General features: G+C 55.7%; 15 protein-coding genes and 3 pseudogenes. 9 read left to right on the top strand and 9 right to left on the bottom strand.

Features of this window, described 5'->3' with window-relative positions:
• Positions 1-556 precede the first annotated feature (556 nt).
• Together ACS3WB_RS12170 and ACS3WB_RS12165 are read left to right on the top strand one after the other, a co-directional pair.
• On the top strand, positions 557-850 hold the full coding sequence (locus ACS3WB_RS12170) for a gamma-butyrobetaine hydroxylase-like domain-containing protein (protein WP_438275819.1): 294 nt from the start codon (positions 557-559) through the stop codon (positions 848-850).
• An 11-nt stretch (positions 851-861) separates the two neighbouring features.
• Complete coding sequence (locus ACS3WB_RS12165) at positions 862-1218, top strand: hypothetical protein (RefSeq protein ID WP_438275818.1); 357 nt, start codon at positions 862-864, stop codon at positions 1216-1218.
• Between the two features lie 34 nt (positions 1219-1252).
• Here the strand turns inward: ACS3WB_RS12165 and ACS3WB_RS12160 are convergent, their stop codons facing one another.
• Both ACS3WB_RS12160 and ACS3WB_RS12155 read right to left on the bottom strand, forming a co-directional pair.
• On the bottom strand, positions 1253-1675 hold the full coding sequence (locus ACS3WB_RS12160) for a hypothetical protein (protein ID WP_438275817.1): 423 nt from the start codon (positions 1673-1675) through the stop codon (positions 1253-1255).
• Between the two features lies 1 nt (position 1676).
• A complete protein-coding gene (locus tag ACS3WB_RS12155; protein WP_438275816.1) occupies positions 1677-2621 on the bottom strand; it encodes a CBASS oligonucleotide cyclase in 945 nt (314 codons plus the stop codon).
• 213 nt (positions 2622-2834) lie between these two features.
• Between ACS3WB_RS12155 and ACS3WB_RS12150 the strand changes: the two genes are divergently transcribed.
• From ACS3WB_RS12150 to ACS3WB_RS12135, 4 genes and pseudogenes are all read left to right on the top strand, one after another.
• Positions 2835-3899 carry a helix-turn-helix domain-containing protein gene (locus ACS3WB_RS12150; protein WP_438275815.1) on the top strand — a complete coding sequence of 355 codons (1065 nt, stop codon included), beginning with the start codon at positions 2835-2837 and terminating at the stop codon, positions 3897-3899.
• Positions 3900-4505: 606 nt separating this feature from the next.
• Positions 4506-4750: pseudogene (locus tag ACS3WB_RS12145) on the top strand (transposase); the annotation flags it as partial.
• Positions 4751-5811: 1061 nt separating this feature from the next.
• Positions 5812-5985, top strand: a pseudogene (locus tag ACS3WB_RS12140) (integrase catalytic domain-containing protein); the annotation flags it as partial.
• A gap of 158 nt (positions 5986-6143) precedes the next feature.
• Positions 6144-7058, top strand: a complete 915-nt coding sequence (locus ACS3WB_RS12135) for a hypothetical protein (RefSeq protein WP_438275814.1) — start codon at positions 6144-6146, stop codon at positions 7056-7058.
• 8 nt (positions 7059-7066) lie between these two features.
• Here the strand turns inward: ACS3WB_RS12135 and ACS3WB_RS12130 are convergent, their stop codons facing one another.
• Positions 7067-7345 (bottom strand): hypothetical protein, encoded by a 279-nt coding sequence (locus ACS3WB_RS12130; protein WP_438275813.1) that lies wholly within the window; start codon positions 7343-7345, stop codon positions 7067-7069.
• 373 nt (positions 7346-7718) lie between these two features.
• On the opposite strand from ACS3WB_RS12130, the gene ACS3WB_RS12125 reads away from it, so the two are divergent.
• The 3 genes from ACS3WB_RS12125 to ACS3WB_RS12115 are packed head-to-tail and all read left to right on the top strand — an operon-like array spanning position 7719 to position 9724.
• Positions 7719-8723 carry a hypothetical protein gene (locus ACS3WB_RS12125; RefSeq protein WP_438275812.1) on the top strand — a complete coding sequence of 335 codons (1005 nt, stop codon included), beginning with the start codon at positions 7719-7721 and terminating at the stop codon, positions 8721-8723.
• Positions 8720-9166, top strand: coding sequence for a hypothetical protein (locus ACS3WB_RS12120; protein WP_438275811.1), 447 nt, complete (start codon positions 8720-8722; stop codon positions 9164-9166). The genes ACS3WB_RS12125 and ACS3WB_RS12120 overlap by 4 nt, the downstream gene beginning before the upstream one ends.
• A 60-nt stretch (positions 9167-9226) precedes the next feature.
• The gene (locus ACS3WB_RS12115; RefSeq protein ID WP_438275810.1) at positions 9227-9724 is read left to right on the top strand and encodes a hypothetical protein; all 498 of its coding nucleotides are present in this window, start codon (positions 9227-9229) and stop codon (positions 9722-9724) included.
• 41 nt (positions 9725-9765) lie between these two features.
• Here ACS3WB_RS12115 and ACS3WB_RS12110 read toward each other — a convergent pair whose 3' ends face one another.
• The 6 genes and pseudogenes from ACS3WB_RS12110 to ACS3WB_RS12085 all read right to left on the bottom strand — a co-directional run bounded on the left by ACS3WB_RS12110 (position 9766) and on the right by ACS3WB_RS12085 (position 13011).
• The gene (locus ACS3WB_RS12110) at positions 9766-10251 is read right to left on the bottom strand and encodes an OmpA family protein (protein ID WP_438275843.1); all 486 of its coding nucleotides are present in this window, start codon (positions 10249-10251) and stop codon (positions 9766-9768) included.
• Between the two features lie 460 nt (positions 10252-10711).
• Positions 10712-10863, bottom strand: a pseudogene (locus ACS3WB_RS12105) (IS3 family transposase); the annotation flags it as partial.
• Positions 10864-11181: 318 nt separating this feature from the next.
• Positions 11182-11526 carry a hypothetical protein gene (locus tag ACS3WB_RS12100; RefSeq protein WP_438275809.1) on the bottom strand — a complete coding sequence of 115 codons (345 nt, stop codon included), beginning with the start codon at positions 11524-11526 and terminating at the stop codon, positions 11182-11184.
• The gene (locus ACS3WB_RS12095; protein WP_438275808.1) at positions 11519-11671 is read right to left on the bottom strand and encodes a hypothetical protein; all 153 of its coding nucleotides are present in this window, start codon (positions 11669-11671) and stop codon (positions 11519-11521) included. Before ACS3WB_RS12095 ends, ACS3WB_RS12100 begins: the two co-directional genes overlap by 8 nt.
• Position 11672: 1 nt before the next feature.
• Positions 11673-12212, bottom strand: coding sequence for a type II toxin-antitoxin system VapC family toxin (locus ACS3WB_RS12090; protein ID WP_438275807.1), 540 nt, complete (start codon positions 12210-12212; stop codon positions 11673-11675).
• Positions 12205-13011, bottom strand: a complete 807-nt coding sequence (locus ACS3WB_RS12085) for a hypothetical protein (protein WP_438275806.1) — start codon at positions 13009-13011, stop codon at positions 12205-12207. The genes ACS3WB_RS12090 and ACS3WB_RS12085 overlap by 8 nt, the downstream gene beginning before the upstream one ends.
• Positions 13012-13054: the final 43 nt, after the last annotated feature.

Genomic DNA, 13054 nt, shown 5'->3' with positions numbered 1-13054 from the left:
TATTTCGCAAAGCGCGTCACGTTTGTTTTTGGCTGGCAACCAATCACACTTCGTTTTTTCTATCGGTTTTTATGGAGAGAACCGTTTTCCTCAAACCTCAACTGCCTAGACATGTTCGCGCTTTCAGTGGACGAATGCCGTCTGATTTATTCGCGTCGAAGACAATCCAGCTCGCAAATCTGCACTCGCCGCCATACCAATTTTTTATCGATGACGTTCACGAGAATGTTGTTCCTGGCGTGAATTTCTGAGCGACGCGTCAGATCAACGGCCAGCCGCCTGTCGCTGACACCGTCACCAAACTTCAACTCATTTCGCAATCGGTGAGCGTGACCGATACGGCCTGGAGCGTCTGAGACGCGCCGTCCGTCGTCTCAGCTCCCTTCACAAAGCTTGCACCAATTCAGACGACAGTGATTGCACTGGCTTGCCCTAATAGCGGCTCACCGCAGAAATTGGCCATGCCCATCCGCAATCCCGCAAAAGCAATTTATTGCGCGCATCGATTACGAGATCGAACATACAAGACGACTGCAAATGACAATCTGGATGAAAAATGCAACCAACTAACGTCGAACTCATTGACGGCGCTACGGCGCTCGCGTTGACATGGCCTGATTGCGGCGTCAGACGCATCGAGGCCGAACGACTGCGCCGCGCCAGCCGCGCGGCCACGGAAATTCGTCGTCAAGTCGATGGCATCGAGCTTGTGATATCGCCCGAGCTACATGTGGTCTCTATCGAACCGATCGGGAATTACGCATTGCGTCTCTCGTTTTCGGATGGACATGACCGTGGCATCTATCCGTGGCCTTATCTGCGCGAACTGGCCGACCGGCATCCGACTTGAGAGCCACCGCAATGGACGAGATCAAGGATCGAGTCCTCGCTCTTGGCCTCAGCCACAAGCTTATTAGCGATGCACTCGGCCATCGCCGTCTTGCCGGTCCCGACGTCGCCGTGGAAAATCACCAGCGGATATTGCTCGGCGACGAGATCGCAGATTGCGAGCTTGCCGCCATGATGCTTGCGGTTCCAGTCCCCCAGGCCACCAACATTCAAGAGCAGCCGAAGCTGGTCGTGGATGCGGGAATAACGCGACGCAAAGCCAAGCAGCGTCTTTTCCCGCTTGGCGAGCGCCTCATTGGGAAGTGGAGTTTCGCTATCGAAGGTGCTCGGCTGGCTCACGCTGCCCAATCCTTTCTCTGCATGCCATAGGCGTTGCTGACGTAGTTGCGGCCGCCCGAGGAAGTCAGGCTGGCATAGCTGGTGTCGTCATAAGAGGTGACCCGATCTTGAGCTTGCCCTTCATGGCCTGGCGCGCGGCACTCGTGTAGGCGTCGGTGTAGCTGAGGATGATGCGCAGATATGCCCCCGCCACCTTCGGCCAGAGGACACCCCCGGGCCTGCTCGTGGTGAGCGAACCGGCGTCGGTATCGACCTCGAACCTGACGGCTTTGACCTCGACGCCATTGCTGAACAGCGTGACGTCGACCCAAGCGAGATAACCGGCTTTTGCCAGAACCTCGACATCATGCGCATATTCGGCAGCCTTGGCGGACGTCCAACCACCAGTGCTGTCGGCGATCATTACAAGGTCAGCTTTCACGCGACGGACGACGTTCTCGATGTCGACAACCGTGTAGGTAGCGCTTGCGGTTCTGGTCTGGCTCATCTCAGTCCTCCGTCTTGAAGCGAGGGCCGAAGATCTCCTTCCAGACCTCATTGTCATTCTCGGCAGATGCGAAATTGGCGGCCTCCCATGCCGCCTCCGCGGCCGCGACGATCTCCTTGCGTTCGGCTTCCGAGATACGGCTGGTCACGTTGTTCAGGCTGTAAACTGGATCGAGGATCACCACCGGATCGGTGAAGGTCCCGAACGGCGCGGTGTTCTCGGGGAAGCTGATCTGCTCCTTCAGACCCGACTGAGCGATGTAAAGGAGGAAGTTGCGAAAGCGCTGCTCGATGCCCCCCGAATTACCCTGCGTCGCCAACACGTGGGCCATGATCAGCTCGATGGCGAAGGATTTGAGCGGCTTGATCTCCGCGTGATTGCGCCACTTCTTCGCTAGGCGCACGAGCGTGCGAAAGTCGCCGTCCTGATTCTTGCGATCCCGAACGAACTTGATCTGGCACGGGGCGCAGGTCTGAATCTTCGAGCCATCGTGGATGTCGAACTGCCATCCATAACCGGGCCGGTTCTCATCCTCGATCACCGGGACAATGTCGACGCTGAGCCCGGTGCCAACAAAAGTCACTGTCGCGGCCTTACGCTGGATCTCGAAATCCTCGACCGACTTGTTGGGGTACTGCTTGATCAACAGGTCGTAGATCGTGTTGTTCAGGCTATCGAGCGTCTCCTTGTCGGCGTCGCGCCCGGAAATGTAGAACACCACATCGACGTCGACCGGATCTACGCTTGTCTTTCGCAAGATCGTATATTTGGCGAAGGAGCCAGCCTTCACCACCTTGGTGATCTTGATCTCGGTCTTGTCGCGGACGCCCTTACACAGTTCGACGATCAGCCGGTCGACCTGCTCGTGATACTCTTTCCGTTTGTCGTCCGGCAGGCGCAGGACGTTGCTGTCATAGTATCGAAGTTCCGTATTGCTCAACGCCATCGCCTCTTCCTTTTCTCGCTCGGCGCCTGTCCGTCGCCCGCCCGATTGGATGGGTCTGCCGCGGCCGCCGCGCCCGTCGGTTTACAAAACCGGAATGAGGAACAGCGCTGTACTCACATGTGAGCTATTTTAGGCCAGTTTTCAAGGGATTCTGGTTTACAATTTTCGATCTATATCGTAGTTTTGGAAACTAATAGTCGCAAGGAGGCCACCATGATCGGAAACAAGCTCAAAGTAGCCCGATCCGCGTCGGGCCTGTCGCTGCGCGCGCTCTCCGATGCCATGGAAGGCATTGTTTCGGCTCAAGCCATTGGAAAATATGAGCGAAACGAGGACATGCCGAGTTCGCGCGTCCTGATGGCCCTCGCAAAGGCGCTCGACGTCACGGAGGAATATCTCCTCAGTGAGGACGAGATTGCCCTGGAGGGGGTAGATTTCAGGAAGAAGGTCGGAGCGTCTTCGAAGGAGGAGGCCGTCCTTGAGGCGCGCGCCATTCACATGCTTGAGCGCTATCTCGCCGTCGAGGATCTCCTGCAGATGCGCAGCGTCGAGTGGGAGCAGCCGCGAAGTGCGCCTCACCCCGTCGCTGACTTGCGCGATGCTGAAGATGCGGCGCGTTCCGTGCGTGATGATTGGGGCCTCGGAAATGACCCGATCCCGCAGCTCGCCGAGCTACTCGAGGAGCGCGGCATCAAGATCCTGTCGCTCGATCTCGACGATATCGACGGCCTTGCCGCCAAGGTCAGGCGCAAGGACCGGGCAGCAGCACGCGTCATCGTCATCAAGCGCAGCACGTGGTCCGAGCGCAAGCGCTTCAACCTCGCCCATGAACTCGGCCATATGGTCATCGCACCATCAGGTGACGTCGACGAGGAGAAGGCCGCGCATCGCTTCGCTGGCGCCTTTTTGATGCCGGCTGACGTCCTGCGCGCCGAAGTCGGCGTCCATCGTTCGTCGATCAGCCTCGGTGAACTGGTCGCTCTGAAAAAGCGCTTCGGCGTGAGCATTCAGGCGCTCGCTTACCGCTGCAAGGACCTCGGCATCATCAGCCAGGCCTCCTTCTCACGGCTGTTCAAGATCTTCGCCGAGCGGGGATGGAGAACGGCGCCCTACAAAGAGCCGGAAACGTTGGAGCCAGATCTGGAGGAACCCAAGCGTTTCGAGCGGCTATGTTACCGGGCGTTGGCCGAAGGCGTGATCGGGGAATCCCGCGCCGCGGAACTGCTTGGCATATCCGTCCGCGAACTCGACGCGAGATTGGACCAGGTGACGGCTTGATAAGTGCCAGTTCTCGTCTCCGACACATCGGTGCTGATTGACCTCGAGCGAGCACAACTCCTTGAGGACATGTTCCGTCTGCCCTTCGAGTTCGCTGTGCCCGACTTGCTCTATGCGAGAGAGTTGGCCGGCGAGCTTGGCGATCAGTTGGTGGGGCTGGGGCTGCGCATCGAAGTCCTGAGCCCCGCCGAGTTGAGCCGCGCCACGGCTGTCCGGCGACAGGAGCCCGTCTCTCCGTTCCGGATACATTCGCCTTTGCGATCGCCGAGGCTCGCCAGTGGACGCTCCTGACCGGCGATGGGACATTGCGCGAGCTCGCCGTCGCGGAGCAGATCGACATGCATGGTGTGTTATGGCTCTTCGACCAGTTCGCTGAAGGCAATCATGTTGCTTTCGACCGGCTCCACACGGATTGAGCACTCTGCTCGCCCATCCAAGATGTCGGCTGCCAGGACAAGAAGTGCGACGTCGTTTGGCTCATTTTTCTGAGCAGCTTCGCTCAAGCTAGGGCTAGAGGTATACTGCGGACACTAGGTTACGAACCCATAAAGGGGATTTCGTTTTTGGTCGCAGGGTGATTCAAAACGTCCAGCAATGGAGGATTGAATGGCGCGTTTTGATCTGACGGATTTCGAGTGGTCTGTGATCCAGCCGTTGTTGCCGAACAAATCGCGGGGCGTTGCACGGGTGGATGACCGGCGGGTGCTGAACGGGATATTCTGGCGTTTGCGGACCGGGCGCCGTGGGCGGACATTCCAGCGCGCTACGGCCCGCATACGACCTGCGTGAACCGCTTCAACCGATGGCGCAAGGCGGGGGTGTGGGATCGCATCCTATCGGCGGTTTCAAAGGCTTAAGGCGCGTTTCCCCGCGTTGCCGCATCGATAGCTCGCGGCATAAACGGCATGCGGGGCGGCGGCGTCCGCCACATCAACTCGACTTCGTCGCTGGTTATCCACCCCGCAGCATCGCGTTACTCGTTGATCCCAACCAACCGCCGGCCCTATTCTGATCCAGCGTTCAAGCGATCAAGGTTTCCGTGCAGACGCATTAGCCCAGTTTAGCCTAAATGGGCCATGACAGAGGACGGGTGGCGGCCTATTGCACAAGAGTAGGCTGGACCGCTCCGCCCGGAATTGCTCTTTCTTCGCAGTAGTCGCGATGAACAACTCCCAGTTCCTCACAAGCTAGAAGGAGTGGTTTGCTCGACGAGGCTACGGTTGGAAGCACTAAGCGGTTGATCGAGGTTAGCGTCGATGCTCTCGTTCCAGGCATTCGGGAAAGGCATTTCAATCCGCAACTTGGAGGATTTCAGTTATGAAAAAAATAGTTGGGTTGTTCTTGACGATCTCTATTTGTGCAATCGCTACTGCTTTCGACTCGGCGACCCACTTGTCTTACTCCAAAACGGTCGGATGTGCGGAGTTCCGACCTCGAGATGACGGAGGTGATGTCGGCTTCTGGGTACACAACATGTGCGGGCGCAACATCACCTTTGTGATATATACCGATGATGGGATGGATTACTTGAACATGTCGCCGGGTCAGGCGCGCAACTGGACTGTCGATGGTTGGAATCGTTCCAAAACCTGCAATGGCTGGTCAGTTACGGACTGCTGATCGCAGCTAGGTTTGTCATTCGGCCATCCTTTGCAAACAGATAGATGAAAGCTGGTGCTTATTATCCGCTGGGATCTGTAGATTCACTGACGTGAGGGCCAACTCTTCACCGACAGGTAGAGTCCGGGTGACATTTGTGCCAAAGGGTCTCACGGGCGGGTGCGGAGCCGCCGGCGTAGCGCAGCGCCACAGTCCGTTGCGGTCGACGAACACTGTGATCGGCAAACTCGCTCGGTGTGAGGCCGCCGGGCGGCTATTTGGGCGAACGTTGTTGTAACCGTTCATCCACGCCGCCAGCACCGCGCGAGCGGGCGCGAGGGAGGTGAACAGGGTCCTTGAGGAGTTCGTCGCGCAGCGCGGCAAGCCGGGCTCAATCGTCTCCGACAACGGCACCGAGTTCACCTGCAACGCCATGCTCGCCTGGTGCAACGACAACGGCATCGACTGGCACTTCATTGCGCCAGGCAACCGGTCGCATTCGCATCCTCGTGAGATGCAAGTTCGGGCTGCTTCGCGACTGAAATTTCTCCCTTCGGAGATCCAGCCCGGCATTAAGGCGGGTCCAGCAGATGGGTTCGCAAACAATTACAGTTTTGATCGTTGGTGTGATTGGTTAGAATGAGAATGTTTCGCATTGTTTTTTTGCCACTCACCGCTGTTTCCATTTCTGGTTTTGCTCGTGAGAACTGTGGTCCGCGTGCGGACTTAGCTTCGCCGGATGAGTATTCGAAATATATTATCCAAGTTGCGGATTACACCGGGTCACCGCCTCGAGTTGAGGTGAGCAGTCTTCCTAGTGACGTTCAATCCAGATACAGCGCTACGGGAAAACTGCGATGTTATGGAGCTAAAGAGACGCCTTACGCTGGACATCACTATGACCTGACGGCGCAGCTCACAGTTCGAGATAAGAATGGGAACGCAAATATTATTACGACGGCTGGTCACGCCTTATGGGATATCGATGGCACCAATTGTCGCAGGAACTCGAATCCCCAAGATTGCACATTCTACGTCGGTGACCAGGTCATTCCTGTGGCTACCGAATTCAGAAGCGGCGTTAAGTGTCCAAACGCGCGCCCGGAGGACGATTGGTCGGTTATGCGGCTGAAGTTTCCGGCTAAGAATATAACTCCCTATGCGGTGAATGGATCGCTCGGTCAAAACCTTCAAATTGGAAATCGTGTGGTGACGATCGGGCACTCCGTTGACTTTCATTCCCCTTCGCCCAACGAAACCGGTCCAAAGCACTATGGCGAATGCTCCGTCCTGGGCCGTTACGGATCTTTTACCACGGCAGGGGTAAGTACGGCCTGCGGCTGTTCTCATGGATGTTCGGGTGGCAGCCTTCTGACACCGGGAAGCAATCCGATTTTGCTCGGAATTGTGACAAATGGTGGCGAAAGTCTCGATGACGCAAAGGCCGCTCAGAAACGGAATCATCCGAACATTGTCGATTGGCAACTGGATGGCCAGGGCACCTATTATGCAACGCTCTCCGATCAGTTTTTGGCAGCCATTTTAGACGCACAGAAATAATTGTTGGCTCATACCGGCAGGGATTGCGCCGTACAGGGGCGACGCTGCAGCCCGAGCTTGTTGAATGCGCCACATGTGAAGCGGGCTTCGCCGAAATATAAGAGGCCGGCATCGTGGGGATTCGCCGGCTGATTTCTCCAGAGGCGGTCGTGGCCATCAGAAGATGCATTGCGCTCGATTGCAGGCGTGTCGTCGACGATGGCCTTACAAACCTTGTTGAGGCAGTGCGCATAAGTCGCAGCGCGGAAGAGGAAGATCGCGCTAACAGCAAAGCTGATTTTGCGCATGCGTCTTGACCTTCATGTTCAGCAAAAATTAGTGCGATCGACAAGCACAGCCGACATCAATATCCCCTTCCGTAGCCATCTCTTTGCCGGGCCCGTCGGTAGGACTGGATCAAACCAAGGCAGGCTCGCCATCAGGCATCGCCTGGTAATGCGCCCGTAGTCAGAGAAGTTGAAACGGGGAAAAACTCGGTCGCAGTCTCGGCGAACTGGAGTCGGCCGTCATGGCCCATTTGCGCTAATTTGCTCCGCCGTAGCCCAAACAGGTCAAGAGCTCCGCTCGCCGCTCTTATACGTTCGGTTGCAAGCTTTGCGCTCTCGGTAAGAGAGGACGCCAAGTCTACGACGACATCATGACCATGGAGCCCGCCAACGAATGAAGGACGTCACCGACAGGAAGAACAGGGGCGCCAGCTTCTTTGTCGCGCTGGCCGTTCTTCTTGCATCGTCCTCGTCCGCATCTTTCTGCCGGACCGAGCTGCGTCACCCTGTGAACCTCATCCTTCAGGACGGCCAGACGGTCTGGAAAGATCCGCGCGGACCGCTTAGCCGAAAGGCTCAGGAGCTAGGTCTTTCACCCGAGGAGGTCCAGCGCATTCGGAAGAACGTGGGCTACGTGATCTGTCCTGGCAACCCGGCTGATGGGGGAGCCTTGGCGTCAGAAGGGGCCGGCATGCTCGTTGGAAACGGCCATCAGATCGTGACGGATGCTCACCTCTTCATCGATACATATACCAACAAGCGACGCGAGCCTCTTGAGGATTGTCGTTTTATCAACCTGGCAGACCCATCCGCAATCGTCAGGCTCGATTTCTCAAGTGAAAAGACCTACAAGTTCTATACACTGTTTCCAGAAGCCGTTTGGTATAACGACCGCGCGATTGTGCGTCTGACCCACCGCATTCTAGGCGCCGACCCATTTCCGCTGGATTTGGACGAAACCCCGTTAAAGCGGGGTGACCGCTTGATCATGATCTCTGCGGACCAAAATCAGCTGACGTTTTCGATGCCGAGGCATCACATTCTTTTTTACATGCAAGATCACAAATTCAGCGACGAAATGGACGTGAACAGCGAGCCGATCGCCCAAGCCTGCACTGTCATGGCATACTACGCACGAACGGCAAGAGCTTCGAGCGTCATCTACTCGGACTGCAATGGCACCGCAAAGGCCAGCGGGTCGATCGTGCTGATAAGGAAGCCAAACGGCAATCTAGCGGCAAAGGCGCTGCATACACAGGGCGGCAAACTGGTCGCCGACTACAAGCCGTTCAAGGTTGGTTCAGGCGTCGGTCCCGACAATCTCAGCTTTGCGCTCTCAATAGGATTGGATGCCAATGTCTACGACGACATCATGGCCATGGAGCGCGCCAACGAATGAAGGACGTCACCGACAGGAAGAACGGGGACGCCAGCTTTTTTGGCGCGCTGGCCGTTCTTCTTGCGTTGTCGCCGTCGGCATCCTTATGCCAGACCGAGCTGCGTCACCCTGTGAACCTCATCCTTCAGGACGGCCAGACGGTTTGGAAAGATCCGCGCGGACCGCTCAGCCGAAAGGCTCAGGAGCTAGGTCTTTCGCCCGTGGAGATGCAGCGCATTCGCAAGAGTGTTGGCTACGTGATCTGTCCTGGCACCCCACCTAGTGGGGGAGCCTTGGCGTCAGCAGGAACAGGCATGCTTGTTGGCGACGGCCATCAGATCGTGACGGACGCTCACCTCTTTATCGATCCAGAGACCAATCTTCGCCGCGAGCCCTTGGCCGATTGCCGCTTTATCGACCTGGCAGATCCATTCGCAATCGTCAGGCTCGATTTTTCAAGTTAGCGGACCTACAGATTCTACACGCTGGATCCAAGAGTTGCCTGGTACAATGACCGGGCGATCGTGCGCCTCATCCGCCGCATTCCCGGCGCCAACCCACTCCCCTTCGACCCGGATGAAACTCCGATCAAGCGGGGTGACCGCTTGATGATGATCTCTGCGGACCAAAAGCAGCTGACGTTTCCGATGCCACAGCATCCCATTCTATTTTACGTTCAGAATCGTAAATTCGCCTACGAAACGGATGTGAACAGCGAGCCGATCGCGCAGGCCTGCACTGTCATGGCATATTACGCGCGAACAGCCAAAGCTTCGAGCGTCATCTACTCGGACTGTAATGGCACCGTGATGGCCAGCGGGTCGATCGTGCTGATAAGGAAACCAAACGGCAATCTAGTGGCAAAGGCGCTGCATACACGGGGCGGCCATCCGATCGCCGATTACAAGCCTTTCAAGGTCGGTGCGAGCGTGTCGGAAGCCGACCTCAGCTACAGCATAGCCGTAGGTTTGGATGCCAACGTCTGCGACGACGTTGTGGCCATAGAGCGCGCCAACGAATGAAGGACGAGCCGAGAATCTAACCTGATGAGATAAGATCAAGCTTAGCGTGCAACGGATAGTTTAACATTTCTGCTTCGAGAATTACATAAAGATCGAACGCGGTGGGACCCGCGAGAGCACTTATTCCTAGGCTCCTCCCAGCTTGCAGTCATCAGCTGTCCGGCGTCGACTCCAAGCCGTTCAAGCGCCGTCGTCACCGCTTGGGCTCGATGAGCTGCGAGCCTTTGATTACCGGCCACCAACCCGCGAGCGTCGGTGTGACCCGCGACCACGATTTTCAGTGACGGGCAGTTGACTAGAATCGCGGCTGTGCTCCGAATTGAAACTACGTTCTTTCTGGTAAGTTCAAAACTATCTTCGGAAAACTTCAAGGAAGTTCTCTTGGTGGCATTTGAAAGGTCATTATAGCAAAAATCCGCTCTTATCTGATCCTCACTTGGCGCGCATTGAACCGAATCAATGAGCGCCGATCGATCCAGATCTGTTTCTGTTGGATTGCCAGAGCCCGGAGTTCGTTCGTCAAGCATAAGTGCATCAGGCTCCGCAGAGGTCTTCCACCCTTCCAGACAGTAGAAAAGCTTCGTAGGGCGGTTCGGGGCAAGTCGCCTGTTATGAGGCTGACCAGCCGAAATCGGATTGTTGGACGCGAACAGCCAGAGAGAGACGACGAGCGCGATCTTGAGAGCCTTTCCTTCAAAAGGGTACAAGACAAACATCGTGACCGGCCCCTATTGAGTCTCATTTGGGCACTGGCCCACACCTAATCCTGCAAAACGCACTCCTACATGCATGACCCAAATGGGCTAGGACTCGCGAAATTTCCTTATTTGTTCTACAATTTGGCCGCTAGTCGGTGATTGAGCCGCTTGCCACTGAGGCAGGGTCTGTGAAGAAGCCGCCGGTAAGTCATGCAGAGACGTCCTAGGTCGTCATCCTCACAACGAACAGCGCCTTTAGGCTTCACCCGGAGGCTCACCGGAGGGCTACCTTTCCGTTGACTGATTTGATGAAGCTATTGTCGGTCGGTTTGCCGGGGCGCGAGAAGAAGAAATAACGTCGCGTTGATAGGCCCACAAATCGAGATCGCGCGAAACGAACTCCTAGCCTTGATCAATACGGATTGTCTTCGGATATCCTACAGTCCTATAAATACGCTTACGATCTCACATCGGTCCAGCTTGCCTCGATCAGACTATGGTTGAGCATGACTGCCGAGAATCAAATCTCGAGATTTTTCTCCAGCCTCTATAAGCGTTACGAGAAAGTCAGAGTTCGATAATAAGTACCGTTTCCATCCTTTTGCCAATGCACCATGCGCGGCTTTCCATTGGCCTGTGCTGCGTTGGCCTGAGCCGAAGTTTCAAAACTCTGGGACACAACTCCGAGCAGGACCGGATCTGGGTCAAGAGACAGTAGACTTCCTCGGCGATGTTTCACTTCGCATACCCATAGCGAAATTAGCTAGTTTTCGCGTCGTTCTGTACTTGGCTGGAGTTGATTTCGGTCCCTACGCGAGAAATCAAGGCCCAAGCTCCAGACCCACTTTCATTGCCGCGTGCGCCTATTAGCAAGAGCAATTCACGGGTGTCCTGTCGCGAAAGCCCGACAAGCCGAGACAGCGTTTCAATGTGGTGCCATGGTTGCTCGCTGTCCTTGAGAACAGCTTCCAAGAGTTTCATGGCCTTCTTGTCAAAGTGATCCGGCTTATCTTTCCTCGTCAGCCAAGCATTCAAGAAGGTCGTAGCGACCGAACCAATGGTGCCGATCGCAGCCCCTAAGACGACCCAGCCGCCTTCAGCCATCTTTGCGACTCCTAGGCTTCACCACAGCCTTAAAGGCGCGCTCAGCACCCTTGGGGGTCTCATCTGCTCCAGCCTCTTTGGCGGCCTCAAGGAAGCGTTTGGACTGCTCAGGATCGTCTGGCTTTTGTTTGGTCTTTTTGTCCATGTTAGTTCCCACGAGATTCATCGGGAAGCGTTAGCTGTCGGTACCTCTCAGGAAGGCATCTCGTTTGTCTTCCACCGCGAACCTGTAGCCCCAACCTCACGAGCGCATTTCCGGCATTTCCTAAGCGCGCAAGTCTACCGTTTGACGACAAAAACTCCTCACAGTTCATGGCCAGCGCTGACGCAACATGGATACTGTCGGCACCCTTGAGATTGATGCTTTGAATCCATCGCAGGTCGCGGGCATCGGTGGCAATGAAGGGCGTTAGCTGGACCAATCGCACATATTGCCCCGACATCAGCAATCGATCAAATTCAGATTTTACGGATGGACTAATGTCGTTTTCGCCTGCGTGAGTGCATTCGGCAATAGAGATTGTAGAAGAATAAATCTCGATTTCCTTATCTCTATTGGCCTCAAGAAGACGCTTTAAATGCCAAACATCGATATCTCTGTCCTGCGTAACGACTTTCCCGACCTTTACCTTCACCATATCGATGAAGCAGCATGCATCCATATAGACTTTGCGAACGTCAACCATTTGCCCAAGTCTCGTCAGCATCCATCTCGGCAACATAATCAGGAGCGCTGCCAAAAAATTCTTCAAACTCGGCCGTAGACAGCATCGTTATCGGGTCGATTCTGTCAGCGCGCAGTTCAATCGCAAGACGGGTTGAACGATCAAAAAGCATGCTGCCCGAAACCATCAACATGGTGGTGCGCTGTTGGACCGCCTTAGCTACATCAGCGTAAAGCGCGGACGAATAAATCACCTTGACGATAGTGTCTGTAGATAACTCCCTCAGTTGAAAGTAAGGCTCTCTAGCTTCCTTGAACCACGCGTGCAGGATGCCCTGCACGGAACCATGGGAAGGCACCGGAGTTTCTATCTCTCGCTTTAAAGCTACGCTTTTCCGATAGGTGATTGCGCGCCACCTCGGCGCTCTGGATTCCAAAGCATCAGGAGCGTAAATTCCGAGTCCTATCTCTTCATCCGGGTCAATAATTGAGCCAATGCGAGCGTATTCCAGCGCAGTGGCAGGTTTGATCGCGGCGTTCAAGCCCTCCGTAGCAGGATCGAAATCCGCTAAAAATTCCAAATTACGCGTGAATATTTGGGCGGCCCCCGGCGGAACATCGCCCTGAAATTCAGCGTCATAGGACACCGAGCCGTTGTCGAAGTGTACCGCCAGCCATTCGCCCGCTTGGCTTTCTATGTCGCAATCCGCCGCCAACGACCTCAAAAATCTTTCGGCTTGTTCCGAAATCTTTCCAAGCTTCGCCATAGGGGCGCCGTGACGCCCCTGGTTGATCTTAAATCTCACTTTGATGCGCGCCATGACAGTTGGCCTTCTTAATTCGCCCCTCTCACGCGACGGGAAT

The organism is Nitrobacter sp., from assembly GCF_051535215.1.
In the GTDB taxonomy this organism is placed as follows: domain Bacteria; phylum Pseudomonadota; class Alphaproteobacteria; order Rhizobiales; family Xanthobacteraceae; genus Nitrobacter.
Note: the sequence above shows the minus strand (reverse complement) of the source record. Positions and strands in the feature narration are given on the sequence as shown.